This is a genomic window from Roseateles sp. P5_E11 (assembly GCF_054049355.1).
Genome location: NZ_JBFUMO010001100.1, coordinates 1 through 874, shown reverse-complemented (window position 1 = coordinate 874; position 874 = coordinate 1). Strand labels below are relative to the sequence as shown.

Annotated in this window: 1 protein-coding gene and 1 pseudogene; both read left to right on the top strand. The window is 72.3% G+C overall.

Going from position 1 to position 874, the window contains the following annotated elements:
* Positions 1 to 312: pseudogene (locus ACXJKR_RS33690) on the top strand (urate hydroxylase PuuD); the annotation flags it as partial.
* A gap of 7 nt (positions 313 to 319) precedes the next feature.
* A partial coding sequence (locus tag ACXJKR_RS33685; RefSeq protein WP_457326566.1) for a DUF4147 domain-containing protein occupies positions 320 to 874 on the top strand: 555 nt, incomplete at its 3' end.

The following is an 874-nucleotide window of genomic DNA, read 5'->3' as shown; positions in this document are numbered from 1 at the left end:
GATTCGCTGGGCCTGGCAGCGTTACTCATCGGTGGGCTCATCGTCAGAATGGCGCCCGCGCCGCAGGCCGCCGCGGCCGCGCCGGTCACGCTCGAGCAGGTTCAGGCGATCGCCGCCCAGCGTTGCCTGGCCTGCCATACCGGCGAGGTGGCGCAGAAGGGCGTGCGGCTGGATTCGGCCGAGGGCCTGAGCGCCCACAAGGCCCAGATCTACCAGCAGGTCATCGTGCAGCGCGCCATGCCGCTGAATAACGCGACCGGCCTGACGGAAGAAGAGCGCGCGTTGATCGGCCGCTGGGCTCAGCAGCCATGAGCCTGGCATGAGCCTGGACCCGCGCGCGCTGCTGCGGCAGCTCTATGACGTGGCCGTCGCGCGCGCGCTGCCCGGGCGGGTGTTGGCGGCGCATTTGCCGCCGCCGCCCAAGGGCCGCACCCTGGTGCTTGGCGCGGGCAAGGCGGGCGGTTCCATGGCCCAGGCGCTGGAAGCCGCCTGGCCGGCCGACGCCAAGCTGTCGGGCCTCGTCATCACCCGCTACGGCCATGTACCGCCGAACTACAAGCCGCGCCGGCTGCAGGTCGTCGAGGCGGCTCATCCAGTGCCGGACGCCGCCGGCCTGGCCGCCAGCGAGAAGCTGCTGGCCCTGACCCTCGGCCTGACTGCCGACGACCTGGTCATCTGCCTGATCTCCGGCGGCGGCTCCGCCTTGATGAGCCTGCCCGCGCCCGGCCTGACGCTGGCCGACAAGCAGGCGATCAACCGCGCCCTGCTGAACAGCGGCGCGGCCATCGACGAGATGAACTGCGTGCGCAAGCATCTGTCGGCCGTCAAGGGCGGGAGGCTGGCCGCGGCCTGCGCRCCGGCGCGGGTGCTGACG